Source organism: Candidatus Jidaibacter acanthamoeba, assembly GCF_000815465.1.
GTDB classification, from domain to species: Bacteria; Pseudomonadota; Alphaproteobacteria; order Rickettsiales; family Midichloriaceae; genus Jidaibacter; species Jidaibacter acanthamoebae.
Genome location: NZ_JSWE01000092.1, coordinates 110,854 through 135,476 on the forward strand (window position 1 = coordinate 110,854; position 24,623 = coordinate 135,476).

Below are 24,623 nucleotides of genomic sequence, written 5' to 3' on the forward strand. Positions count from 1 at the left end.
TTAATAATATTCATAGAAAGTAAATTAAAGAAATAATTTCATTATAAAAATACAGCCTTTGTTTTTCCTAACAGAAAACTACCACTTCTCTCTTATTTGTAAAACTTGGTTTACATAGCCTAGATGCTCAAATAAAATATAAAATAAAGTATAATAAAAATTATAAATTTTTAAAATTTAAAAACCTCTTGAGCTCCCTGAATTTCTGTCTTTCTCTTCCTCTGTATTGGTTTTGTCGGCTAATTCATCATTTGTTCTCCTACGTTGGGCAGGTGGTCTCGGTGCATTGAAGGAAGAGGAAGTAGTACCAACTTGTTCTTGAGCCTCTTCCCTTGAGCGCTTGCTACCCTGCCGTTCCTCCAGCTCCATATCGGTATCTTGTGAAACCCCTAAAAGTTCCAAGCTTCTTATGCATTCTTGAGTTTTTTTAAACTCATTTGATTCTTCTCCATATAATTTTATTTGAAGATCAAGAGCTTCTTTGTAACAAAGCTTTGCAATTTCTGCGCTGCTATCCTTATAATATTTTGCAAAACGATTTAATAGTTTACAATAAAGTGATTTGTTATTCCTGCTCCATTCTGAGTATAATTGATCCGGGTTAGATTTAGCCTTACTTGAATCATCAAAATTATATCCTGTGCTTTTTTGAATAATTTCTTTAACCAAATTTTCTGATTTATGCTCTTTACCTTTCATAAAAAAGTTTTTAGTAGTGATACGAATTGCTATTTCTAAAGAGTTATTTCGCTTATCTTGTTCTACCTCCCCACCAAATAGTTCAAGTTTAATTTTACTTCCCCTGTAAACCGCTCTAAACATACCTTCGTCATCTTTTTCAATAAAGCCCATATCTTCAAGTTTTGTAACAAGCTTTTCGTTTTTAGCTAATTTTACTAAAGCCTCTTCAGAAATAATAAATTTAGGTTCATTTATACTTAAAATATAGAATATTTTTAATAACTTTTTTTCTTTCTTATTAAGTTTTGCGATTGCAAAGTTGAGGAATTTAAATATATTATCATTATCAGTTTCATTATATGTACTTTCAACTTCAAATATAGACTTTATAATTGTACCTAAATCAGAATGTAGTTTATCTATATTGTATCTTATAAATTTAGAAGCTAAATTAACAATGCTTACAAATTCCAACTGGTTGTCATCAGGGGTGCTTATTTCTAGTCCTTCTTTATAAGCATTAATTCGTTGCTTAGGATTAGCTAAAACCCATGCTAATTTTTTAAAAGCAGCTTTCTCTTTCTTCCATAAATCTGTGTTATTTATTAAAAATTTAAAAAGTTTTAATTCACTAAATTTTTTAAGATTTATAGTAGTGGTATACTCCATTAATTCATGATAGCGTAATAATCTGTTTTTTATTGCCGGGGACGGTTGGGAGGAACTGCTAGTACTTGATTCTGCTGGGCTATTTGTTGTTTGATCTAATTGTGGAATGGGATTTGAATCATGTGTTAAAATTATATGTTCTCTTTTCTTTTTTGAAGAGTTAGGAAGTAAATTATTTATCGCAAATTTTGATTCATGTATATCTTCAAAAATAAGTAAATATGAATGCGAATGTTCAACAAGATATTTATTAACACGGCTTAGTATAGTGCCTTCGCCTTCTTCATAATCAATTCTTTTACCCGAAAAAATTTCTTTACTAATTTTACTATTAATTTTATCTGCTAAGGCTTTAAATTGCTTCTCAAAAGAAATTGAGGCATTAAATTTCCAAGCTATATCATATCTACCCTTATTAAGTATAAAGAATCTTTCTGCTATTTGGGATTTACCAAATTTTGCTCCTCCGATAATACGTACTACTCTATTAGTTTTTAATTGATCCGTTAATTCGTTATTTTCTGAATCTCTTGGTATATATCTTTTTTCTTAATTAATTTTAATGTTTGAAATTATAGGTTCATCACGTAATTTATGTCTCATAAGGATTTCAGCTATAATAGATTGACAACTTTTATTATTTAATTCCTGTGAGGAGGGTGTTCTTACTTCGGATGTTTCACTTAGATCAATCAATTCATTAAAATCATTTAGCTGCCCTTTATTTAAGTTTTTATATTTCTCTATTGAATTAAAATAGATTATAATAGAAGAAATTGCTAAAGAAGCTAATACTCCATGTATAAAATATCCATGCACTGCTTTTTCTACAAAATTAACAGAGTTTCCATTATTTAGTAGATTAATTGTTTTACCACCAACCATATAACGAGATATATGACTTTTTATTTCTATTTTATTTTCTTCTCGTAGCTCTTTAATACCTTTTTCAAGGTCATGAAGAAACTTGCTAAGTTCGCTTTTTTCTAATGTATGTGAAGCACTGCTACTTATAAAATCTAATAATTCCCCCTCGTCTTTTTCTTTACCTTTTTTTGAATTCTCTTGTCTAACGTATTCATTTAGCTTAGTAAGGAATTGATCACCTAATTTGTCCTTTATTATTGTGTGAAGTTCCAGATAACTAGATATGTAATTTATTAGTTTATCTCCATCTAGCTTCTCTTTCTTTTCCTTATCTAATTTTGGTGACTCTTTGATATGCTTTTCCAGATCAGTAAGAAATTCTTTAGTAAACTCATCATCCCTTGAGGTACAGGAAGCAATATAAACATTATTCTTAAGAAATTGGATATGTACTTTGTCTAAGCATTTATTTCCGGTACAACATATCACTACATCAGCTTGTTTTAAACCCTTGTATATTGAAACTACTTTAAAAGAATGAGCTGAAGCTTCTAACTTTCTAACTTGATTTGTTTCGCATATAAGAACAGGCCCCCTAGTTTTTTCTGAAGCTACCCTTGCAGCAGCTGAGCCTATTTTACCGTATCCAATTACTAAAATTGTATTTGATTCAGCTAAATGAGTATAATCTTCAACTCTAAGAATATGGTCAGTAGCATCTGTTATTGCTTTACCGACATTATAATCTTCATTTATTTGGCTTCTTGCAACGCTTATTATAGGTGGAGCTTTGTCTTGATATTCTCTTTTTATTGCTTCTTTTATTTGTGGCAAAGACTTTATAATATTAAATTCTTTCAATTGCTCTGTGCGTATCACACTAGATAATATTTGCTTTTTTACTTCTTTAAGTTCTTTCCTATATTTTTGGTGGCCGTTTTCGGTGTCTTCTACTATTCCTAGTAAAGTATTATTTAAGCTACTTCTTTTAGTTAATAAATCTTTTAGCGTATATGAAAAATATCCTCCTATATCTATAATTATAATTTTTTTATCTTTTTGTGCCCACTTATTAACAAAAAAAGCCCCGTCTAATGCTAACCATTCTTTTACTTCAGTACTTTCAAGACAAAATTTTTCAAGACCGCGAGATTTTATTTCTTCCGGGTTTTCTTTCAATTTAAGTAGTTTTTCTTCTAATTCTTTTCTTTCATCCTCATTTTGAAATGGCTTAAATTTACCTTTTACAATTAAGTGATTTGCAATTTTGGTCTCTTCTAACCATATTCTTATATTGGTATCTGCAATAGAGCCTTTAGCTATTACTGCCGCAATACTACCTATTTCTTTCAATCCTTCTAAATAAAAAGGGAGTGTAGGAACAACATGACCAACAACAATAAATTGTATATCTTTCATGTTCTCAGTTTCATCGCCTGCAAATCTTCTAATTACATCCTTGTAAAAATCTCTAATAAGTTCTTTCTCTGCTTGAGGCATTTTTATCTTATCTTCAATCTCTTTTTCATTAGGGAAATTAAACTCTAAAGGTCTTGTTTTGTTACCTTCCTGTTGTAGCCTTCTTGAATTTCTAGACACTTTAGGTGTTTCATAAGGTGTGGTATTATTTTTATCTTTACTCATAACAACTACCCTTTTATTGAAAGTTTCAAATATTACTTAAGTTTTTCTCAAGTTAGTCATATAAAAACTATTTGTAACTAGAAGTTATATTAAATAAGCAGGTAAGCAATTGCTTGCTAACATACTAATATAGCCTTTTGTGATATAAATCTATTAATCCTCTATCTTTATTAACAGTGTAGGTAATTTAGATGATGATTCGGTTATTAGCCGTTATGTTCGGCAAATATATTTGATATAGCTTGTCCAACAAATATTATTTTAGGCTTATAAAGCATATCCTATAAATGATAAGCTGGAACAAGTTAATTATATATGGTGGTTACTTCCTTTTGCTGTAAATATTTAAGATTACAGGAAACATAAAAGAAGTTAGGAGATACCTATTAGGTGTGATAGAGCATTTGCTCGATCATAATTTAAGTTACCTTGAAATAGGTGAAGAAGGCAAGCTTAGGTTGCCTAAACACTTTATAAGGGCTGCTGCTAATAATAGAATTAATTCATGCTTACCGGCTTTGCCCTTTGGGGGACCAACCTGGGCAGTTATCATATGAAGAGCAGGTAAGGATGTTTACTGCTTCAATAGTTAATGGTAAGAAGTTAATTAGACTTATAAAAGAAGAGCTGGAAAATGACAATGAGGGATATGGATTAGATAGAATTATAGAGATAGCTTCTATAAACTACAAAGCCCTTAGCGATAATGAAATGAGAATAAAGCTAAAGTATACAACATTATTACTAGCATTAGGAGAAGTGATAGGTAACCTGCAAAGGCACGAGTTGCTAACCGGGATAGCGCAGCTCGATATTAAACCGGATGAGAATGTTGAGGTAATAACAAAGATGATACCCGACATAAGAGAATATAGAAATGCTTTGACTCATCATGGGTATAACAATTATGAACTCTTTAAAGAAGCAATTAAATTGATATGGATGGATAATGAACAAATCATTACAGAAATTAATTATTTATATTAAAAAGTAAAAGAAGAAAGTAAAAAATCAGAAATATTGAAAAGTTATGATATGGATGCTATAAAGCAGGAAGAGATTTCCTTAGAAAAAAATAAAACTAATACACATTGCATTTTAAACTAGTTAACCGGTAAAATTTATGAAAAATAGTACAACAGTATTTCGTCCATTATCAGAGCAAGGAAAAATATTTATTGAAAACAATAAGGATGGAATAAAGGCTATTCTAGCCTCATTTTCTTGGATTCAAGAAGCATATATTGAATATAATCATTGGCGCCCTATTTATTATTTAGAAGGCGAATATAAACAAGGGTACTTTAAGGGTGCTATAGTACAAAAGCAGCTTGAAAAATTTTACTTGAAACGAGGGGTTGCATTTAATGCTATAGTACTTTCCGGAAAAGAATCAACCTCTGAACTATTCTATAATGCGGAAGAATATAAAACCAAGGAAGCTGCTGAAAAAGCAAGGACCACAGAAGAGTTGAAGAAGGAGAGAGAAGGTTTGGATGTAAATGGGCGTATAGAGCTATATGAAGAAGAGGTAATACTTGCCATAAAACAGGCTTTTGTAGAAATGGCAGGTATTTTCATTAGTCAAAAACAACAAAAGTTAGCTGCTAGTGAAGATGGAAATATTAAATTATTATTAAACTCAGTTTCTTTCAAAGAGTGTGGGAGAATAGCTACCTATTATGAGCTAAAATTCAATACTGACAACGAAACATTAGTAATAGACTGGGATCAAGATGATAAAGAAGGTAGCATTATTTTAAATCCTGAAATGCTTTTCGACAAAGTACTACCGAAGCTGAGAGAGTATGTATTAAATAAATATGGTAATATTGTTAGTCCGGAAGATAGCGAGCAAGTGAAAGCAATGAAGTCAATACTTGGGGATGAGGAAGTGTATAACAGTTTAATAAAAAGCGATAATACCCATAAATTCTTGTTGGCTGCTAAAAATAATGATGAAGAGGGAGTACTAAAGTTACTGACTGACCGTTTAACTCGTCCTTCTAAACTTGAAAACATTGTAGATATTATAACTAAAGCTAATAACCTTTTAAAGGAGAATTCAAAAGAAATAGAAGTTGTTAAGAATAATTCTTTAAATGGGCAATTAAGTAAGAATATCTCTTGGATAGAGAAAGCTATACTTGGTGATTCCTTAACCCGTCCTAAAGGCAGTAGCCTTTAATTTACATTAAATAAAAATAGAAAATAGGAGAGGAAGTATAGCAAATTTCTCTTATTTATTACTATTATTCTCCACCATCCAGTTAGCGAATCTGGTATCTACTTTAGGCTCGTCTGCACTTAAGGAATAAATATAAACTTCCTGTATAATGTGCAACATCTGCTCCAAGGTAAGAGTTAAGTGTTTTCGGGCTATTATTTTCTCTACCGACTGCAATGTATCATTATATAACTTAAAGTTCCAAATATGCTTCTCAATAGGTTTTATAGTAGCATCTCTACTCACCATGTAAGCAGGGTTTGAGCTTTCATTACCCAATAAAGCATCTACCGAACACTCGAGGGTCTTTGCTATGGCAACTAAGGTCTCCATGCCGGGATTAGTGGATTTGTTATTTAAAATATTTCTTACCGCACTAATCTTAAGCCCTGACTTCTTTTCAACTGAACTTGCAGTCAAATTTCTTTCGCTCATCCTTTGTTTTATCTGCTCTTTTAAATTCTCTAAAACATATTTTGTATTTATCATATCCGTCTCATTTATTTTTCTGCTTGTGAGTACAATTTCTATATGCTATTTGTGCTTATGCTATAATAACTACTAGTTATACTCAGAATAGGTAATAATATAATCATAATATATCACAAGCTAAATTCATATAAACTTTATAAATATTGAGTAGAATATTCTTTAGTCATTGTTAATATATTTAATTAGTAACGATTTAACAGGTAATAGTTATGAATATTAAGCTATTACAAAAAGAAGCTAATATATCCAATGAGAAATTAAATGAATCTATAAAATTATTAAGGTCATATGGAATAAGGACAAATTTTATAAATATAATTAAAAATAAAATGCATTAATTGAGTGTAATTGAAACAATAATTATACTTCAAAAAATTGGAATTTATAAATTAACCCGGGAATATGATTAAATTCTACCATATCATCTCTAACCTCATGGTTTCAAACAACGCCAATAACAGAGCAAAAGCAGTTGGCAAGTAATTCAACTGTAAAACTAGTTACTACGCTACTGGATGAAAGTATTACCATGCAAACCTTAATGGAAAGAAAAGAAAGGATAAAGCTGGAATTAAATGAAGCGTTATAACCTTGGGACAAAGGCATAAAACCACTCAAGCTGAAGTATTGACCCAAGATATTGAAAAATTCACCGTAATTGCAGATAAAGGATATGACGGTAATGCTTTCTTAAGCACTTTTGAAATCAAATAAAACCAAACCAATCTGTTATACCACTTAAATCAAATAGAAAAAATTCCACTTCTTATGATTCGCATCTTTACAAAGAACGTCATCTTATTAAATGCTTCTTTGGTAAAATTAAGCATTCCCGTAGAACCTTCTCTAGATTCGACAAAATTGCCAATGCTTTCCTTAACTTAGTGGAAACTCTTTTATGGTTAGGTTAATTTTTTGTTCATGCAACCTATATTTTTTAAAGAAAAAAACTTTAACAAAAGGGTGTAAGCGTGTTGATAAGATGAGAGGCGGGGGAGTATATATTAGTCTTTAAGGCAAGATAAAAAAGTTCTCCTCAACATATTGTGTACACGGCTATACATAAGGAGTAATCAGGATTTCAAGTGGGGGCAAAGAAATAGCATACACTCTGCTAATTTTTGCAAAAGTAAAAAATTATTTTTCATCCTTAATCACTTTTACTTTAAATTTTAAAATAAGTCTTTACTGAAGGTTTTCTAAAACAGAAAAATGAAATTGAATAATTTTCTTTAAATATTGCAATCACAAAGTTTCCCGAGGTATCCCCGGAAAATTTACGATTTTATAAAAACACTGGAATATTAGGAAATACTTGGTTGCGGGGGCTGGATTTGAACCAACGACCTTCAGGTTATGAGCCTGACGAGCTACCGGGCTGCTCCACCCCGCGTCAAATATTATTGAAAAGATAATATACCCTATTGTTTTCAATAATGCAAGCTTTGATAAAAAATTTAGTCAAAATAATTCAGCTAAACTATTTTTTATTCAACGTTGCCAACTTCTTTTGCAATATCAATCGGGCTTTTGTATTCTTTATCATCAAAGCGGCTCAAAACATTTAATACATCCGAGGGAGCCCCGTTTTTCTTAGCGGTTTTTTCAAGATCCGCTTTGCCGGCAGGATAATGAATCCCTTTAAGATAACGCTCAACTGCAGCAGGACTTGCTTTTTCAGGATCACCCCTACCGCCTTCGCTTGTTTTTTTTCCGCCTTCAACTCTTCCGTCTTTTGTATCTTTTACCATTTTTTATCCCCGAAATTTATTTGAATTAACTTATAAATTTTTAGCTTATTTACAAGTTTTTAGAAAAGTGATTTTAAAGGAGTTTTAACGTGGACAAAGATATAATGGTTATTTTTACGCCTATTTTCCTTAAGAGTAAAAATAAATATTAAATTGATAAATAATAATTTTATAATATATTAATATTATAATAATATTAGATATAAATATAAGTATGAAAATCTTTGTATCAGCGAGTACTTCATTAAAGAATAGTGCAAGCTGGTTAGCTTTTTTTTCAAATAAAATAATGAATATAGGCTATATAATAAATGGGATAGCGTTAACTTATGGAGCTATTTGCATTAACAGCCAAAACCAGTTACAAGACGGGAAAGTAATAAGAGCACCTGAAGTCAAAAATATGGCAATAATTTCCGTTTTAGGGCTATCAAGCTATGCTACAAGTGGTGGCTTATATTTAGCAGAGGAGAGCCTTGAGTACCTAGCCAAAAAAATAGACCAAACAAGCGATCTGATTGATAATGCGCTGGATTATGCTACAAACTTAACTCATAGTGCTTTTTATTAATCTATATAATTATTAACCCTTAATTAATAAATATGTGATATTATTAAATATATTATAGGTATATTTTTAATAAATGGCGCTTTATGAGTAAAGTTATAGTCAAAGAATATCAGGAAAATATAAAAAATCTTTTAAATGAACTTAACTTTGTAATTAATGAATCAGAGCACATTTCATCGGCTGATAAAGTGAAAATGGACGTTTTACCTGAAGTTTTGTCGCTGAATAAATCTCTGGTTATGAAAATGCTACAGGATATGGGGGTAAGCTCCGATAAAGTTAAGCAGCTATTCCAAATAGAAAATTTTAGCTTTCAAGCGTTGGGGGAAGGAAAATATAATAGTCATGAAGCAATGCAAGATTTTAAAGTGTTGAGCTTAATGCTTGATCCTAAGTTTTTAAGCATAATTAGCGGCTATGCCGCTTCCTCTTTGAAAAACAATACTTTCAACAAATATAAATTAAACAGCCTCAAAGAGTGGAAAGAAAAACTAAATAACCTGAATAAACAAAAAGAGGATAAAGTTAAGGAGCTTGACGGCTTAAAGCAATTTTTAAATCTGATTGATAGTAAAGAAGAAGAGGTATTAAAATCTGTAACAAGTAATTTTAGTAAGATAATAAAAGAAGGTACTTTATATTTTGATAAACTTGATGTTTTAGAAACCGGATTAGCTGAACTATTAAATCAGGCACAAAACAAGGGATTAAAAGTAGTAGAAAATTTAATTAATTCTTTAATTAAAGACTCCAACAAGCAACTTGTTGAAGTTATGCAATGGGAGGATAAACTAAATGATTTTTTAAAAATAAATAGTTTCAATTCTTTTCAAATAAAAGAAATTAATAAGTTAACCGAGGCAAATGCCGAAGAGATTCTACTGCCGTTAAACTTCGAGATAGAGCTTAATAAGCTTATTACAGCAGCGAGCTTAAGAAAGAAAGATCTGCAATCACTGACCGCAGAAGCAATAGGAGTATTAAATGCGGTTGACCCAGCTAAACAAGGGCAACTTTTAAGAGAAATATCTTATAATTTAATGAAAAATAAGAATGAGTCTTCCTTTCACTCAGAGGAAATGAAAAAAGTTATTAAAAACTTTAAAGAAGAGGTGGAAAGCAAATTAAAAAGTGAGTTTATAAACCCTGAAAATAAAATAAAAAATGTGAAGCAGGCAAAAGAGTTGATAGAACAGGAGATAATAAGTAGAGAAAGCGAAATAGATGAGATTACAAAAGATACTTATAAAGAGCTGGATAATCATTTTGATACAAAAGGAATCGGAAATGAAGATAATATCCTGACTTTAGTTAAAAGCTATATATTCGAAGTAAAGCTTGAAAAAAATAACACTATAGCTGAAAAGCTTACCAATCAGAACTATGTTAGTCAACTTATCGATTCGGAAACTAAGCTTAAGGCAAAAATTATAGAAAAAATAAGTAAGCTTTCCGCGAAACAAAATGATAATAAAAATATAAGCAACACTACTCTTGAAGAAGAACTTAAGACGAAAGAGGAGGTTATCAAGCAGCTGAGCTCATGGAACACTAAATTAAAAGGTGATGAGATATTCAAAAAAGTAGCCGGTATATTGGAAAACAATAAGCTGAACTTAGAAGAAAATGCTAATGAAGTTTTATTTCAAAAGCAAATAGAGGAGATAAGTAATAAGTATAGTAATCATGATTTTTTTGCATATGGGGAACGAATTCAAGATAAACTATTTAGCAAACAAGGGGAGTGGCACACATTTTTTAATAGTGGGTTTTACCCGTTTAATAGTATCGGAGATAGTATTAATACAGGATTAACTATACTTAAAGGAATTCTTACCGGGGAAGCATTCACAGAACTACTTTCAGGTAAAAAATTTAGCAAAGGGATGCCATGGAGTAAAAAGGTAAGTGGAAATATAGATGCGGTTTTAATGAAAGAGTTAGATGCCATTAAAGAAAAATGCTTTGAAAAATTAAATAACCTTATAACTAAGCAGGGCTTTATTAATACTGACCGAGAAGATGCTATTACTATAAAGCTTAATCATGATAAACTAACCGCTTTCTCAAAAACTTTTGAATTTCAACCTGTTATGCTAGGTAAGAAAAGCACTGAAATTATTAACGATTTTGATGCCTATGAAGCAAAGCACATCCATCCGATTTTAAAGTTTAATTTTGCTGATAAAATAAAAGCAAAAATAAAAAACCATATAAATATATTTGAAGAAGGAACACAGGAGCAAATTAGTATTATTGAAAAAAATATAGAAGCTTCCGCCAATAATGCAAAAGCTAGTATTATATTAAAAATTAATAAATTATTTTCCGAGATGATGGGGGTAATTATAGATAAGCAATTGCATCAAATCAATGAAGCCCTTAAGCAGGATATAAGCAATGAACTAAAAGCATTTAAGCTGGAAGCGATTAATAGGTTATATTATTATTTGCCTGCCGATGAAAGTATAGATCCTAAAAACCTTCAGCGAACCTTAGAAAAAGTCATGAAAGAAGTTTTTGAATATCAGGCGGAATTATTGAAGAATCTTCCTAATAAATATATTAAAATTATCGATGAGAAATTTGCTCAATTTCTTTCTGATGCCCTAGAAAAAATATCCCCGGCAATAATGGAGTTTATTGACAAGCAAGGTAGGCAAATTATAGATGAATATGAAACGGAGTTTTCAAGTATTAATATCAACTTGATTGAAGAAGCTAAAGAGTTCTTCGGAATTAAAGTTGATCGAAACGGCAATGAATATATTGAACAAGAATCACTATTATATAAGGTAAAAGAACTTTTTGGTATTAAACATCAATATGAAAACTTAAAAAACTCCCGGACTCTTATCGAGGAAAGTACTGAATATCATATTAAGTTACTATTTAAAGATATGATTTTCAATTCCGCAGAACTTAATAAAAAGTTAAACGACATAGAATATTTAGAAAAACTTGATCTTAATATGCTGGATGAAAAAGATAAAGAGTTTGTTTCCAATCTCAAATTCATGAAACATGCGGAAAAAATGCATAAAATTTATGAGAAACTAGAGATATTGGAAAAGCAAAGTAACCAGGAAAATGATAATAATTTTAATTTAGAAAAAGCTCCTAATTTAAGAGATCTGCTAGATCATAGCGATTGGTGGAATCTGAAACAATACTCCGCGGTTTTCGTAGATAATGCTTATGATACCATAAATAATTATTATAAATTTTATTTTGATACTTCATTTGATAATATAAAAGCGGCACAAGACGATATTGTGCAATATATTAATTCATTTCATAATATAATTGAGATAGCTAAAGTAAAAATATTTGTAAATTTAGTGGAAGCCAAAAAACAATCTAATTTATGTACTTTAACTAAAATTAACCAACCTATAGATTGTAATAAAAATTATGAATCATCTTTAAAACAATTCATTAATTTATTCCCTCAATATAAAAAGGATTCAAGCTTAATTAAGGATAAAATATTTGAGCTGTCATATGAGGAAGCAAAATTATTTTACAGCTACCGGATACCGGTGCCTGAAATTAAAGACAAGCAAATCTGGGAACAGGTTTATGAAGAATATATAAACCTAGCTGAACATGTTACTCATGATTTCAGTAATTAGCCACAATAATGTAAATTAATAATAATTAAACTTAATTTTATAGATCATTTCTAACTAATAAGGCTAGGTCGTATACTTTATTTTTTGCAACGCCAAAAGATTCTGAGATTTCTGCAACAGCATCTTTTAAGCTGGTTTTTTGCCTCAAGAGTGATTTTAATAACTCTTTAATATGTTGCTCATCTATTTCTTTATCGGCTTCAGTTTCTATTAATACTACTATTTCTCCTCTTATTTCATCTTTTAATGCATAATGATTAATCAGAGAGGTGAAATTACCTCTGGTAATCTCTTCAAACCTTTTGGTCATTTCCCGTGCTACGCATACTTGTGAGGTAGGGAATATTCTACTTGCAGTTTCCAAGGTATCAAGCAATCGTCTGGGACTTTCAAAAAAGATTAAAGTAGTTTCAAATTTTTTATATCCTGCCAAAGTTTTTTCTTTGGCAGCCTTTTCATGCGGTAAAAATCCTAAAAAAGAAAATTTTAAGCTTTTGAACCCGCTTAAAACTAAGGCATTAATCAATGAACATGCTCCAGGCAGAGATTCTACTTTTATGCCGCGCTCCATCGCTTTATTAACGAGCTTATAGCCGGGATCGGAAAGAATGGGAGTGCCTGCATCGGAAACCAGAGCGATTGATTGGCCTTGTTCAATTAGGGTAAGGCACTTCTCGATTTTATTATCCGAAGCATGGTCATCAAATTGGAAGCATTTAGTGTTAATTTGATAAGCGGAAAGCAACTTTTGCGTAACTCTGGTATCTTCACATAATATAACATTAACTTTTTTTAAAGTATCTAAAGCTCTTAAAGTAATATCCTCAAGATTGCCTATTGGTGTAGCAATTATAAACAAAGCGTTAGATATGCTTGAAAATTCATTTTTTTTATTTATCTTATGCTCGTACATTAATTTACAATTATTATTTATGTTGAAGAAAATTTTTATCGTTTTATCTTTATTAACACTAACCGGCTGTACTAGCAATAATGTTGATAATAAACAAGTTGAACTTCAACCCATCCCGGAAAAAAATGTTTCAGAAAACCATCGAAGATTAGAGGTCGCTCTTCTCCTACCGCTCTCAGGGGAGCATGCCGAGATAGGTAATAATATGCTGCAAGCTACCCGACTTGCTCTTCATGAATTAAAAGTAAGCCAAGTTAATATCAACCCGATCGATATCGGAAGCGATATAGCCCACCCAGAAGAAATTTTAAATTTATTAGATGAAAAAAAATATGATATTATCGTCGGTCCTATATTTTCCCATCATACAAAAGTAATTTACAGTTATGCTTACAAACATCAAATCCCGCTTATTTCTTTTTCAAATGATATCAGTTTATTAAATAATGAGGGGTTATTTTTAATCGGGATAATGCCTGATCAAGTTATTAATAGAGTTGTAAACTATGCGGCACTGGAAGGATATAATAAACTCTTCGGATTGTTGCCTGAGAACAGATATGGCTTGTATATTGAAAACATTCTTAAAAACAATGCGGAAGGAGGTAATTATCAAGTTATAGATATAGCTAGATATATTCATTCTCATGATACCGCCTTAACAAATGCTCAAAATGCTTTAACCATTATTAAAGCTGCTATATTAAAACAAGCGGCAGTTGAAGGAAATAATACAAAAAGCTTTGCACTTCTAATGCCGGAGGGTGGAGAATTTACCTATGAAATTACAAAAGATATGTATGCTTGGGCAGAAGAAAATAAAATTAAATTAAAATTCCTCGGATCCCCGCAATGGGATAATAAAAAACTGGTTTCAGCAAAACATTTAAACGGTGCTTGGATTGCAGCTGCTCCGAATTTACACTTAAAAAATTTCGAACAACGATTCTATGATAATAATAACGTAGAACCATTTAAGATATCGGCTCTTGCTTATGATGCAGCGGCATTACTTGCGGTATTATCAACTAAAGATAATATTTTAGAAGCTTTGCTGGATGATGGCGGGTTTCAAGGTGCTTCCGGTATCTTCAGATTTAAAAAAGACGGTAGCAATGAAAGAATGCTCTCTATATTTGAAATTGAAAAAGGTGAATTGAAAGAAATTGATCCCGCCGGCTCAAGTTTTTAATTAACAATTCTAGTAAAAACCCTTTAAATAAATTTTAAAGGGTTCTCATTAATTTATAACTCATCATGTGTGTTAATAATTGAAAATGAAGTAGAGAATATATCCGTTCTTTCAGGAGAGTTTAAGCATTCACGTTCAGCTTTATATGCGGAGGAAGTAGAATAAGAGCGAGAGGTATCACCAAAGCACTGTTTGTATGCTTCAAGGGTAATAGCATATTTAACTCCGTATTTAGCCCGGCATTCAGATTGTTTAGAATATGAATAACTTTTTATAAATTGATAAAATTCTTGAGTTTCTGGGGGGCATTCATGAAAGTACAATCCTGTTTTCGTATCAGTATTAACCAAATAACCTTGAGGGCCTATATCTTCAAGAAATGCATAAGACCATGCATTTTCTCCTTTATCGTCAACACAAAGTTTTAGGGTGTTTGGAAGGGATTCTAAATTTAAGTTAATAAAATCCTCATGCTCCTTGCTTTGAGTGAAAAATGCTTGTTCATTATTTTTATCAAGATTAAAACACGGTTTCATATCTTCCGCAGACATAAACTTGTATATGTGATCTGCAACTGATTCAGCTATTTTATTATATGTAAATGAAGATAACGAATATATAAGATTTTCAGCTATATCATATGGTTTATAAAATAATGAAACGAGCGTAGTTATTTTAGGCTCTATATTTTCTTCATATGTACTGAAATATTTCAGGTAGCTATTTAAAGTCTCCATTGAATATTTTAAGCGGTAGTAATTCCCCACACAATCTAATGCAATATGGCCAGCCCCCATTATCAAAGCAATAGTATTATGGTTCGTAAATCGTGCTATCCCATAAGGGATTAGTAATATGTATTTTGCTACTTCAAGTGCAAGTATATTATAAATTTTATTAATTTCGGTTCCAGCTAGATAAAACTCGAATGCATTGTTATATGGTAAAATATCGGGAGGGGTTTTAGGATTATTATTCTTTAAGCTGTTACTTGGCATTATACAAATAGGAGATTATGTGTTTATAGATGGACTATACACTAAATATGTTAAAATTTTATTATGGGAGCCGCAATTTTATTATATAATTAATTTTATAATAGCTAAAGTTCAGCAAGCAAATTTGCTCTTAGGTCATTAAATCTATATCCGGATTTATCTATTCATAAGTATGTATATGAACCACTAGAGCAAGAATAATTCCTATTAAGGGGCATATATGCAGGTTTGAAAAATCTTCTTATTATTCATCTTTCTTCTTTTTTATTAACCCTTAATAAAGTATTTTAAAGTTAGGGTAATCTATTTGCTTATAACCACTGGAAATTGTCTCTTTTGTTAATAATTGTTTTTCTTCATCGAGTGTAAAACAGCGGTTGAGTACTGCTTACTATTAATGAAAACACATAAAGAGGCTTGGAAATTAATTCAGGGTTTCCATATAAGTAAAATAAACCTATAGGAAGAGTAAAGATTGATGGAGAATACAGGTTTTCAGGAAGAATACTGGAGAAAATATAATGGCTTTGATAAGCTACTTCAATAGCGGAAGCAATTGTACTTACTGCTGAAGCCGTAAATATTTTAACAGAATCCGACCAAGTTAATTCTTTAAAGAATCATGATAAATATCAGCCGAACATTTAAGAGTATGCAAAATAACTAATTTGAATAATTGAGATGATTGCATCCATTTGCATTAGCATTCGTTCCAGAATATATGAAACCGCTAACCACACTACCTGTGCCAAAATTTGTTATATTTTTTAAATATTTTCTAAAAACTTAAAAGGAATAAATACATTAAGCAAGATATTTTATGTTAATAAGAGGAGTTGTTTATTTAATTATAAATAAAGCAATAAAATGCATTTATCCAAGGTGATGTTTATACAGGCAACCCATTTGCCTATCTTATTTCCGGCTAAAAACTCGAGTACTATATAAAATTTCTTGCATATAAATCTTTTGGGCATTATCTATATCATATCAAATATTTTTATAAACGGATAATGCAAGAGCTAGTATTTTATTCTTTTGCCATATTGATTGTGCTTTCTGCGCTGATGGTGGTTAGTGTTAAAAACCCGGTGCATGCAGTACTATTTTTAATCTTTGCATTTTTTAATGCATCCGGATTGTTTATATTAATCGGTGCAGAGTATATAGCAATGACCTTAGTTATAGTTTATGTAGGAGCAGTCATGGTGCTTTTCTTATTCGTTATCATGATGCTTGATGTTGATTTTGCAGTTCTTAAGCAAGGGTTTCTTAAAACTATGCCGCTTGTTGTCGTGCTCGGAGTAATTATTTTTGCCGAGCTTTTTTATGCTATTAAAGCCTCAGATAATATTAAATTTAACTCTATCCCTATCCCTATCCCTATCCCCCTTTTAGACCCTAATATTCCTAATACTCAAGCTTTAGGGCTTAGAATATATACAGAGTATTTCTTTGCTTTTCAGGTCTCAGGTTTAATTTTACTTGTAGCTATGATCGGTGCAATCGTGCTTACCATAAGACATGAAAAGAGAGTAAGACGGCAAAATATACATACGCAAATAACCAGGAAAAAAGAAGATACGGTTAAACTTGTAAACGTAAAAGTCGGAGAAGGAGTAGATATTTAATGAAGACAATGTTATTCGGAAATATCGGTTTAAATCATTATTTAACCTTATCAACAATTTTATTTGTTATTGGAGTGTGCGGGATATTCATCAACCGCAAAAGTATTATCACTATTTTAATGTCAATTGAGCTTATGTTGCTGGCGGTTAATATTAACTTCGTGACCTTCTCGGTAGTGCTTAATGATTATTATGGGCAGATTTTTACTATATTTATACTGACCGTGGCAGCGGCGGAAGCAGCGATCGGGCTTGCAATACTGGTCGTTTACTTTAGGAATAAAGGTGACGTTGACGTTGAATCAGTTAAAGCGATGAAAGGGTAGGAGTTATGAGCTTAGAATTATATGCAATACTATTAGTTTTTTCTCCTCTCGTTGCAGCTGCTGCTGTCGGGTTTAATACGCGTATAATAAGCGATTATTTAGCGCAAGCAATTACCTGTAGCGGAGTAATTATTTCAGCTTTATGTGCAGGGGTGCTTTTTAAATCAGTGGCTTTAGATGGTGCGATAGTTCATATTAAGCTTCTGGAATGGATTAGAAGCGGCAGTTTTATAGTTGACTGGTCTATTTATATAGATGTGCTGACTTCAATGATGCTCTTATTGATTACTTCAGTTTCCGCTCTAGTACATATCTACTCGATCGGATATATGAGTCATGATGCACATAAGCCAAGATTTATGGCATACCTTTCTTTATTCACTTTTTGTATGATTATGTTAGTTTGTGCTGACAATCTGGTGCAGCTTTTTTTCGGATGGGAAGGAGTAGGTTTAAGTTCTTATCTTTTAATCGGGTTTTGGTATAAACGTGAGAGTGCGAGCTCAGCAGCAATGAAAGCTTTCCTGGTAAATAGAGTAGGGGACTTCGGTTTTGCGCTTGGAATATTTTTAATTTATCTGACCTTCGGAAGTGTGGAATTTTCGCAAATATTTCCACAGATTCCGGGAAAGTTAAATCAGACGGTTCCCTTTATGGGCTGTGAAGTAAGTACTATTACTGTAATATGTTTGTTATTGTTTATCGGATGCATGGGTAAATCCGCACAGCTCGGCTTACATACATGGTTGCCCGATGCTATGGAAGGGCCTACTCCGGTTTCTGCGCTTATTCACGCTGCAACCATGGTAACGGCCGGTGTATTTTTAACTGCAAGGTGTTCGCCTCTTTTTGAGCATTCCGAAGTTGCGCTAAATGTAATAACTATAGTCGGAGCATTTACTTGTATTTTTGCTGCGACCGTGGCATTAGTGCAAACGGATATTAAAAAAATTATTGCATACTCAACCTGTAGCCAACTCGGCTATATGTTTTTTGCAAGCGGAGTTTCCGCTTATGCCGCCGGCGTATTTCATTTACTAACCCACGGTTTCTTTAAAGCATTACTTTTCTTGAGCGCGGGAAGTGTCATCCATGCAATGAGTGATGAGCAAAATATTAATAAAATGGGCGGTATTTGGAAATTAATACCTTTTACCTTTGTTATGATGTGGATCGGTTCTCTTGCTTTGGGCGGAATATATCCGTTTGCAGGGTTTTATTCTAAAGATATTATATTAGAATCAGCTTATGCAGCAGGATCTATCTATGGGAAAACTGCCTATTGGCTTGGAATTAGTGCGGCTGTGCTTACAGCTTTTTACTCTTGGCGCTTATTAATTTTAGTGTTTCAAGGTAAAACCAGAGCGAGTAAAGAAGTTATTTCTCATGTGCATGAATCTCCGCTTTCTATGACGGTTCCGTTACTTATTCTGGCGGTAGGTGCTGTATTTGCAGGATATATCGGATATAATACACTCGATATAGTAAACTCGAACGGGGAGTTCTGGAGGAGCTCAATTGTTTGGCTTGAACACCATAATACTTTAGAGAAAGCTCATCATGTTGAAGCATGGGTGAAATGGTTGCCTCTTTTTGCAGGTATATTCGGTATTTTTACGGCATATATTCTTTATATGTTTGCACCTAATCTACCTAACCGAATTCAAAGAACATTTAGCGTAGTACACAAATTCTTATTTAACAAATGGTATTTTGATGAGCTGTATAATGTGCTGTTTGTAAAATCTTCTAAGTTACTCGGATTAAAACTATGGAAGATAGCGGATGCAAGAATAGTTGATAGTATACCGAACGGAGCAGCGCTGGCTTCATATAGATTTGCAAGAGTGGTAAGCTTTTTGCAGACCGGTTATATTTACCACTATGCACTTGTAATGCTTCTAGGGCTTGTATTATTATTAACATGGTCACTTATTAGGATTTGATGGTTTATGAATAGTTTTCCGATTTTAACAATTTTAATTTTGCTTCCGCTTATCGGAGCTTCTTTAGTCTTTATGACTAATAACGAAAAAAAATCCTTATTACTTATAAAGTCTATTGCTCTTATCACTACACTTATAGAGTTCATAGTCTCGCTTTACGTATGGGGGTTATATGACCCTAGTAACGCTTCTTTACAATTTGTAGAGAAAAAAGCTTGGATAGATGGTTATAATGTTCATTATTCGCTTGGTATCGACGGGATATCAATATTTTTTGTTCTGCTTACGACATTTTTACTTCCTATTTGTATTCTTGCCGGTTGGAATAGTATTAAGAAGCGCGTAAAAGAATATATGATTAATTTTTTAGTGCTGGAAGCATTAGTAATCGGCACATTTTGTGCAGCTGATATTCTTCTGTTCTTTGTATTTTTTGAAGCTGTTTTAATTCCTATGTTTTTAATTATTGGGGTTTGGGGCGGAGAGAAACGGGTATACGCCGCATTCAAATTTTTCCTTTATACCTTTTTCGGTTCGGTGTTTTTACTAATCTCTTTTATATTTATATATTATCATACAGATACAACCGATATATTTGAGTTATACGATATACTTCCTACCTATACTTTAGAAGTGCAGAAATGGTTATGGCTTGGGATGTTTGTTTCTTTTGCGGTAAAAGTTCCGATGTGGCCGGTTCACACCTGGCTTCCCGATGCGCACGTACAAGCTCCGACTTCAGGATCGGTAATATTGGCGGGTGTATTATTAAAATTAGGCGGGTACGGGTTTTTAAGATTTTCTTTACCTATGCTTCCTGAAGCATCTCACTATTTTGCCGATCTGGTAATAATCCTAAGTATTATTGCTGTAATATATACTTCACTTGTTGCATTGATGCAGGAAGATATGAAAAAGTTAATTGCTTACTCTTCGGTTGCCCATATGGGCTTTGTAACTGCCGGAATTTTCGCTTTCACACAACAGGGAATTGAAGGAGCAGTATTTCAGATGGTTAGTCATGGTTTGGTCTCAGGTGCTCTGTTCCTTTGTGTAGGAGTAGTTTATGATAGAATGCACACCAAAGAAATCGCATTTTATAGTGGATTAGCCAGCTTAATGCCTAAATTTGCACTTGTGTTTATGGTTTTTATGCTTGCTTCCGTTGCGCTTCCCGGTACCTCTGGGTTTGTGGGGGAATTTTTAGTATTACTTGGGGTATTTGAAGCAAATAAAATTTATGGTGCATTAGTCGCCACCGGAATGGTTTTAGGTGCAGCATACATGCTATGGCTTTATGCAAGAGTGATGTTCACAGAAGTGAGAAATGAAAAACTTGCCTTAATTTCTGATTTGGATAAAAGGGAAGTTGCTGCTTTTCTCCCGCTCTTGTTCCTAGTTATTATTTTAGGGATTTATCCTAAGGTTATAACTAAAAATATCGCAAGCTCCGTTGAGGTGCTGAAAGATATTGTAGACCAAAGTGCTATAAATGATATAAATGATACAAACTATTAACTTTGAGAAATATGTATTCAATTTGGTATGACCTTTCTGTTATAGTGCCGGAATTAAACTTAATCTTCGGTGCATTGCTTTTTCTTCTCTTCGGTGCTTTTACAAAGAAAAACACTTTAAAGTATGTTTGTTACGGCGCAATTGTTTTGATGATAGCTTCTATTTATCATGTATGTGCAAATACAGTTAAAGATACTATGCTTTTTAACGGCATGTTATTAGTTAATGAATATACCTCCCTTATAAAAATTTTACTTTTGATCGCTGCGATAGTTATATTCTTCATGCAAGCTTCCTTAGAGAGAACTGATCAATATATTAGTTTTGAAATGCCGGTGCTTATGATGCTTTCAACCTCCGGAATGATGTTTTTAGTTAGTTCTAAGAACTTTTTAAGTCTTTACTTAAGCTTGGAACTTATGAGTTTACCGCTTTATATTATGGCCGCATTTAACCGTAATAATGAGTTTTCCGCTGAAGCCGGTCTAAAATACTTTGTTTTAGGCGCACTTTCATCCGGACTTTATTTATTCGGGGCATCTTTACTATACGGATTTACCGGTACGGGAGGATTTGAAGCAATAACGCACTATCATTATAATGCTGCCGCCATGGGTATTAATAGTGGTAATATGTTGCCTGTCATAATGTTAACCGGAATTATTTTTATAGTAGTTTCAATATGTTTTAAAGTTTCCGCTGCACCGTTTCATATGTGGGCGCCGGATGTTTACCAAGGCTCACCGACTATAGTGACTGCATTTTTTGCTGCTCTCCCGAAGGTGGCAATGCTTGCATTATTTGCGCGTCTCTTATCTGATCCGTATAATTTATTATTAGGGTTATATAAATTTGATCAAATCATTATATTTATCTCTATAGCCTCTATGTTTATCGGAAGCTTCGGTGCTATAATGCAAAAAAGTATAAAGAGGATGCTGGCTTATAGTTCGATTGCGCATGTAGGTTTTGCATTAATCGGTATTGCCGCTAACCAAGTTGAAGGTTTAAGAGGATTCATCGTTTATATTATAATTTACTTAGCAATGACTTTAGGAATATTTGCTTGCATTCTAATGCTAAGAAAAGATGATGAATATAAAGATAATATATCAGATTTATCAGGCATTGCTAAAAAATATCCGTATTTAGCTTTTGCAATAGCAGTGTTGATGTTTTCCCTTGCAGGTATACCTCCGCTTGCCGGATTTTTTGCTAAATTTTATGTACTCTTGGCGGCAATTAAAGAAGGGATGTATATTTATTCGGTTGCTGCGGTTATTGCAAGTGTTATCTCTGCATTTTACTATTTAAGAATTGTTAAAATTATGTATTTTGATGAAACGAAAAATTCGGTACAAGGTTTCTTCCCGATTACTTTAAAAGTTATCGCGGCTTTAACGGTAGTGTTTAACCTGCTGTATTTTATTTTCCCGACTCCTATAGTTATTATTGCTGAGGAAGTAGTAAAAGTATTATTAGATTGGCATCCATGAGTAAGTTAGAGAATTGGTTAATAAAAAAATATCAAGTTTTAGACAGCACTCAAGAAGAAGCTAAAAGGTTAATAGATTCAGGTGAAGCGCGCCAAGGATATGTTTTATTAGCTGAGGAGCAAACTAAAGCTCACGGCAAGCTGGATAAATTATGGGAAGGGAGTAAATCGGATATAGCCTTAACCATGATTTTAAAGCCTGAGATTGAAGCTGATCGTTTGGGGCAAATATGCTATATAGCAGCTCTTGCTGTTGCTAAAAGCATTAAAAGTTTATCTCCTTCATTAAATGTAGAATTTAAATGGGTAAATGATGTGTTAATTAACGGCCAGAAAGTATGTGGAATACTTCTGGAGAAAGTTAAGCATGATTTTGTTTTAGTTGGAATCGGAGTAAATTTAAAATATTCGGCACATTTAGCAAAGTATAATGCAACCAGCTTAGAAGCATATAAAGTAGCCTATGACTACGATGCGTTGGTTGAGGATATTTTAAAAAATTTTATTGATATTTATAACATGTGGTTGGATGCCGGGTTTTCTCCGGTTAAAAATAAATGGTTAAGCCAAGCAAAAGGCATAAACTCAACTTTAAATGTAAACCTTGCTGATAAATCTATTGAAGGAATTTTTATTGGTATCGAAGATGAAGGTAATTTACTTTTAGTTACAGGGGGCGGGATAAAATCTATCCCGGCCGGAGATGTATTCTTTAAAATATGAGTGATTGGATTTTGTTTTAAATTTATTTAAAGTACTAATATTATTTAATACATATTAATGATCTTGAGCGGGTAACATATGACGGAAGGTAAAGTTGTTGTAGATGAAAGAAAGGTAAGCTGCGATGGTGGCAACGGCGCTCTAGGTCACCCGAAAGTTTATTTGGAAATATTAGAAAATAATCAAATTAGCTGTCCTTATTGCGGAAAGCTGTTTATTTATAAACCTTCATCAGCAGCAAAATCAGTAAAAGATAAAAAGCAATTAACTAAAGATATTCCCGGTTAAGCTTAAAACGGATAAAAAAATTTAATTAGCTTATAAAAACTACTGGGCGGCTTAGATAGATTAATTTCATAAATTTTTAACCATAATAATGATTATAAAATCAATTAATGATAATTTGCACTATATAATCGAATGCTTTAAAAGAGGCGATATTATCGTGTTGCCGACTGATACTTTGTTTGCTTTAAGTTGTGATGCAAGCAATGTTGAGTCAGTTAGAAAAATATTTGAATATAAAGTGAGGGGGAAAGAGAAATCTTTACCATTGTTTTTTTATGATATTGAGCAAATCCGACAAGTTTGTGAGCTAAATAACTTAGCATTAATGTTAGCTCAAAGATTTTGGCCGGGAGCTTTAACCTTAGTGCTTCCGATAAAAAAAAATCAAAATCTGATTGCTGAAAATGTTTATAATAGCGGTGAAAGCTTAGCAGTAAGGATACCGAATTCTATGCACCTGCAAACAGTAATTAAGGAGCTTGGTAAGCCTATTGTTGCAACCAGTGCAAATATTTCCGGGCAGGCTCCGGTTAAAGATTCTGCTGAAGCACTAAAAGTTTTTGGTGAAAGAGTTGTGATAATAGAAGGGAAAAGTAAGCCTTTACCTTCAACAATTATTAAAATTAATGACAAAGATTATGAAGTTATTAGGGAAGGACAGATCAAAATAAATCAAATTGAAGAATGAACATTATAAAAAAAAGATGCTTAGAACATAAATTGTAAAAAGCATCTCATAATAAAATTTAACTTAAATTAAATTTATTTTGTCTCAAGATGTTCATGTGCTTCATGCTCATCAAGTCCTTCCTCATGAGATTTTTTTTCTTCTTTAGAACTCATAGAGCTTTTAGTGCTGCTTTCACCTGATGCTTCACTGCTGCTCGGTGCAGGACTGCTTTCGCTTTGTTCCGTAGAAGCCATTGGCTTGCTGCTTTCATCCGGTGCTGTGCTTGCGCTGGAAGAATCTGCTAATGCACTGCTTGCAATAAAAGATACTACCAAACCACTTAAAACGGTTGTAAATTTGTTCATAGGTTCCCCTTAATAATGATT

The 24,623-nt window shown here is 32.4% G+C and carries 22 protein-coding genes and 1 tRNA gene; 15 read left to right on the forward strand and 8 right to left on the reverse strand.

Annotation, left to right across the window (positions count from 1 at the left end; genetic code table 11):
• Positions 1-177: 177 nt before the first annotated feature.
• Both NF27_RS03515 and NF27_RS03520 read right to left on the reverse strand, forming a co-directional pair.
• Positions 178-1,350 carry a hypothetical protein gene (locus NF27_RS03515; protein ID WP_039455793.1) on the reverse strand — a complete coding sequence of 391 codons (1,173 nt, stop codon included), beginning with the start codon at positions 1,348-1,350 and terminating at the stop codon, positions 178-180.
• Positions 1,351-1,899: 549 nt separating this feature from the next.
• Entirely contained in the window at positions 1,900-3,861 is a 1,962-nt protein-coding gene (locus tag NF27_RS03520; RefSeq protein WP_039455795.1) for an NAD(P)-dependent oxidoreductase, read from the reverse strand.
• 392 nt (positions 3,862-4,253) lie between these two features.
• Between NF27_RS03520 and NF27_RS12355 the strand changes: the two genes are divergently transcribed.
• From NF27_RS12355 to NF27_RS03530, 3 genes are all read left to right on the forward strand, one after another.
• A complete protein-coding gene (locus NF27_RS12355; protein ID WP_161791789.1) occupies positions 4,254-4,418 on the forward strand; it encodes a hypothetical protein in 165 nt (54 codons plus the stop codon).
• Positions 4,387-4,848, forward strand: coding sequence for a hypothetical protein (locus tag NF27_RS03525; RefSeq protein WP_152606834.1), 462 nt, complete (start codon positions 4,387-4,389; stop codon positions 4,846-4,848). The genes NF27_RS12355 and NF27_RS03525 overlap by 32 nt, the downstream gene beginning before the upstream one ends.
• 136 nt (positions 4,849-4,984) lie before the next feature.
• Positions 4,985-6,049, forward strand: coding sequence for a hypothetical protein (locus NF27_RS03530; protein WP_039455799.1), 1,065 nt, complete (start codon positions 4,985-4,987; stop codon positions 6,047-6,049).
• 51 nt (positions 6,050-6,100) lie between these two features.
• Here NF27_RS03530 and NF27_RS03535 read toward each other — a convergent pair whose 3' ends face one another.
• Positions 6,101-6,577: a helix-turn-helix domain-containing protein gene (locus NF27_RS03535; RefSeq protein WP_039455801.1), complete on the reverse strand. Its 477-nt coding sequence runs from the start codon at positions 6,575-6,577 to the stop codon at positions 6,101-6,103.
• A gap of 594 nt (positions 6,578-7,171) precedes the next feature.
• Between NF27_RS03535 and NF27_RS12035 the strand changes: the two genes are divergently transcribed.
• Positions 7,172-7,294 carry a hypothetical protein gene (locus tag NF27_RS12035; protein ID WP_161791790.1) on the forward strand — a complete coding sequence of 41 codons (123 nt, stop codon included), beginning with the start codon at positions 7,172-7,174 and terminating at the stop codon, positions 7,292-7,294.
• Between the two features lie 602 nt (positions 7,295-7,896).
• Here the strand turns inward: NF27_RS12035 and NF27_RS03540 are convergent.
• Positions 7,897-7,973 (reverse strand) — tRNA-Met (locus NF27_RS03540).
• A 94-nt stretch (positions 7,974-8,067) separates the two neighbouring features.
• Complete coding sequence (locus NF27_RS03545) at positions 8,068-8,331, reverse strand: DUF2795 domain-containing protein (protein ID WP_053332550.1); 264 nt, start codon at positions 8,329-8,331, stop codon at positions 8,068-8,070.
• 214 nt (positions 8,332-8,545) lie between these two features.
• On the opposite strand from NF27_RS03545, the gene NF27_RS03550 reads away from it, so the two are divergent.
• Together NF27_RS03550 and NF27_RS03555 are read left to right on the forward strand one after the other, a co-directional pair.
• Complete coding sequence (locus NF27_RS03550; protein ID WP_039455803.1) at positions 8,546-8,902, forward strand: hypothetical protein; 357 nt, start codon at positions 8,546-8,548, stop codon at positions 8,900-8,902.
• Positions 8,903-8,985: 83 nt separating this feature from the next.
• Entirely contained in the window at positions 8,986-12,537 is a 3,552-nt protein-coding gene (locus tag NF27_RS03555) for a hypothetical protein (protein ID WP_039455805.1), read from the forward strand.
• A 37-nt stretch (positions 12,538-12,574) separates the two neighbouring features.
• Here the strand turns inward: NF27_RS03555 and rsmI are convergent, their stop codons facing one another.
• Positions 12,575-13,450 (reverse strand): 16S rRNA (cytidine(1402)-2'-O)-methyltransferase, encoded by an 876-nt coding sequence (gene rsmI, locus NF27_RS03560; RefSeq protein WP_053332551.1) that lies wholly within the window; start codon positions 13,448-13,450, stop codon positions 12,575-12,577.
• Between the two features lie 19 nt (positions 13,451-13,469).
• Between rsmI and NF27_RS03565 the strand changes: the two genes are divergently transcribed.
• Positions 13,470-14,642 (forward strand): penicillin-binding protein activator, encoded by a 1,173-nt coding sequence (locus NF27_RS03565; protein WP_161791791.1) that lies wholly within the window; start codon positions 13,470-13,472, stop codon positions 14,640-14,642.
• A gap of 53 nt (positions 14,643-14,695) precedes the next feature.
• Here the strand turns inward: NF27_RS03565 and NF27_RS03570 are convergent, their stop codons facing one another.
• Positions 14,696-15,640: a hypothetical protein gene (locus tag NF27_RS03570; RefSeq protein ID WP_039455809.1), complete on the reverse strand. Its 945-nt coding sequence runs from the start codon at positions 15,638-15,640 to the stop codon at positions 14,696-14,698.
• A gap of 1,013 nt (positions 15,641-16,653) precedes the next feature.
• Between NF27_RS03570 and NF27_RS03575 the strand changes: the two genes are divergently transcribed.
• From NF27_RS03575 to NF27_RS03610, 8 genes are all read left to right on the forward strand, one after another.
• Complete coding sequence (locus NF27_RS03575; protein ID WP_039455811.1) at positions 16,654-17,271, forward strand: NADH-quinone oxidoreductase subunit J; 618 nt, start codon at positions 16,654-16,656, stop codon at positions 17,269-17,271.
• Positions 17,271-17,597, forward strand: coding sequence for an NADH-quinone oxidoreductase subunit NuoK (gene nuoK, locus NF27_RS03580; protein ID WP_039455813.1), 327 nt, complete (start codon positions 17,271-17,273; stop codon positions 17,595-17,597). Before NF27_RS03575 ends, nuoK begins: the two co-directional genes overlap by 1 nt.
• 5 nt (positions 17,598-17,602) lie before the next feature.
• Positions 17,603-19,543: an NADH-quinone oxidoreductase subunit L gene (gene nuoL, locus NF27_RS03585; protein ID WP_039455815.1), complete on the forward strand. Its 1,941-nt coding sequence runs from the start codon at positions 17,603-17,605 to the stop codon at positions 19,541-19,543.
• 6 nt (positions 19,544-19,549) lie between these two features.
• Entirely contained in the window at positions 19,550-21,061 is a 1,512-nt protein-coding gene (locus NF27_RS03590; RefSeq protein ID WP_039455817.1) for an NADH-quinone oxidoreductase subunit M, read from the forward strand.
• Between the two features lie 11 nt (positions 21,062-21,072).
• The gene (gene nuoN, locus NF27_RS03595; protein WP_039455819.1) at positions 21,073-22,557 is read left to right on the forward strand and encodes an NADH-quinone oxidoreductase subunit NuoN; all 1,485 of its coding nucleotides are present in this window, start codon (positions 21,073-21,075) and stop codon (positions 22,555-22,557) included.
• A complete protein-coding gene (locus NF27_RS03600) occupies positions 22,554-23,279 on the forward strand; it encodes a biotin--[acetyl-CoA-carboxylase] ligase (protein WP_039455822.1) in 726 nt (241 codons plus the stop codon). Before nuoN ends, NF27_RS03600 begins: the two co-directional genes overlap by 4 nt.
• 78 nt (positions 23,280-23,357) lie before the next feature.
• Entirely contained in the window at positions 23,358-23,567 is a 210-nt protein-coding gene (locus NF27_RS03605; RefSeq protein WP_039455823.1) for a zinc-finger domain-containing protein, read from the forward strand.
• Between the two features lie 88 nt (positions 23,568-23,655).
• Positions 23,656-24,255 carry an L-threonylcarbamoyladenylate synthase gene (locus NF27_RS03610; protein WP_053332552.1) on the forward strand — a complete coding sequence of 200 codons (600 nt, stop codon included), beginning with the start codon at positions 23,656-23,658 and terminating at the stop codon, positions 24,253-24,255.
• Positions 24,256-24,329: 74 nt separating this feature from the next.
• On the opposite strand, the gene NF27_RS03615 is transcribed toward NF27_RS03610, so the two are convergent.
• Positions 24,330-24,602 (reverse strand): hypothetical protein, encoded by a 273-nt coding sequence (locus NF27_RS03615; RefSeq protein ID WP_039455825.1) that lies wholly within the window; start codon positions 24,600-24,602, stop codon positions 24,330-24,332.
• Between the last annotated feature and the right edge of the window lie 21 nt (positions 24,603-24,623).

Coding starts and splice junctions, on each gene's coding strand:
- NF27_RS03515 (WP_039455793.1), bottom strand. CDS start 1,350: ATGGAGTATACCACTACTATAAATCTTAAAAAATTTAGTGAATTAAAA.
- NF27_RS03520 (WP_039455795.1), bottom strand. CDS start 3,861: ATGAGTAAAGATAAAAATAATACCACACCTTATGAAACACCTAAAGTG.
- NF27_RS03530 (WP_039455799.1), top strand. CDS start 4,985: ATGAAAAATAGTACAACAGTATTTCGTCCATTATCAGAGCAAGGAAAA.
- NF27_RS03535 (WP_039455801.1), bottom strand. CDS start 6,577: ATGATAAATACAAAATATGTTTTAGAGAATTTAAAAGAGCAGATAAAA.
- NF27_RS03545 (WP_053332550.1), bottom strand. CDS start 8,331: ATGGTAAAAGATACAAAAGACGGAAGAGTTGAAGGCGGAAAAAAAACA.
- NF27_RS03550 (WP_039455803.1), top strand. CDS start 8,546: ATGAAAATCTTTGTATCAGCGAGTACTTCATTAAAGAATAGTGCAAGC.
- NF27_RS03555 (WP_039455805.1), top strand. CDS start 8,986: ATGAGTAAAGTTATAGTCAAAGAATATCAGGAAAATATAAAAAATCTT.
- rsmI (WP_053332551.1), bottom strand. CDS start 13,450: ATGTACGAGCATAAGATAAATAAAAAAAATGAATTTTCAAGCATATCT.
- NF27_RS03565 (WP_161791791.1), top strand. CDS start 13,470: ATGTTGAAGAAAATTTTTATCGTTTTATCTTTATTAACACTAACCGGC.
- NF27_RS03570 (WP_039455809.1), bottom strand. CDS start 15,640: ATGCCAAGTAACAGCTTAAAGAATAATAATCCTAAAACCCCTCCCGAT.
- NF27_RS03575 (WP_039455811.1), top strand. CDS start 16,654: ATGCAAGAGCTAGTATTTTATTCTTTTGCCATATTGATTGTGCTTTCT.
- nuoK (WP_039455813.1), top strand. CDS start 17,271: ATGAAGACAATGTTATTCGGAAATATCGGTTTAAATCATTATTTAACC.
- nuoL (WP_039455815.1), top strand. CDS start 17,603: ATGAGCTTAGAATTATATGCAATACTATTAGTTTTTTCTCCTCTCGTT.
- NF27_RS03590 (WP_039455817.1), top strand. CDS start 19,550: ATGAATAGTTTTCCGATTTTAACAATTTTAATTTTGCTTCCGCTTATC.
- nuoN (WP_039455819.1), top strand. CDS start 21,073: ATGTATTCAATTTGGTATGACCTTTCTGTTATAGTGCCGGAATTAAAC.
- NF27_RS03600 (WP_039455822.1), top strand. CDS start 22,554: ATGAGTAAGTTAGAGAATTGGTTAATAAAAAAATATCAAGTTTTAGAC.
- NF27_RS03605 (WP_039455823.1), top strand. CDS start 23,358: ATGACGGAAGGTAAAGTTGTTGTAGATGAAAGAAAGGTAAGCTGCGAT.
- NF27_RS03610 (WP_053332552.1), top strand. CDS start 23,656: ATGATTATAAAATCAATTAATGATAATTTGCACTATATAATCGAATGC.
- NF27_RS03615 (WP_039455825.1), bottom strand. CDS start 24,602: ATGAACAAATTTACAACCGTTTTAAGTGGTTTGGTAGTATCTTTTATT.